The organism is Leyella stercorea DSM 18206 (assembly GCF_000235885.1).
Taxonomy (GTDB): Bacteria; Bacteroidota; Bacteroidia; order Bacteroidales; family Bacteroidaceae; genus Prevotella; species Prevotella stercorea.
On the sequence record NZ_JH379431.1, the window covers coordinates 1 to 574 of the forward strand.

The window sequence follows — 574 nt, forward strand, 5'->3', positions numbered from 1 at the left end:
CGTGAAATTGGCGGAACGGCATTTATGGCTTCGTCCTACCTTATGTTTGGGGGATTCATGGTGAAGTTTCATCGCGAAGCCGGGTTCTGCCATGATTTGTTTGACAAAGGGATAGCTTTGGTCCTTCCCAAATACCATGATGAGCAGGATTGCGCACAAATCCTGTTACAACTCTATAATTACAAAGGAACTGTACACAGTTACAATAAAGATATAACAGAAGCCATCAAACAATTTATGACAGCCGTCAGAATAGCCAAGGAGGTCAATATGAAAACCGAGGTTGTAAATGAATACAACTATGCACTACTTATGGCATTGAAAAAAGACAGGCTTACATACGAACCGATCTTAAATGAGGCATTTGAGTATGGATACTCATTTTCTGACGAAGACTTAAAGATCATCAATCTCTCATTTATTGCCTCTACCTATCTTGACAAAACATACAGCCTTGATTCGTCAAAAAGAGACGAAATCTCAAAACGTATGTCTGACTTATATGGCGAGGACTGGCAGCTTTCCACAAAGGAACTGGCAGCCAAACTCGATGCGGAATACTCACTGAGAAACC

Annotated in this window: 1 pseudogene; it reads left to right on the forward strand. The window is 40.9% G+C overall.

Features of this window, described 5'->3' with window-relative positions:
* Positions 1-574, forward strand: a pseudogene (locus HMPREF0673_RS06980) (hypothetical protein); the annotation flags it as partial.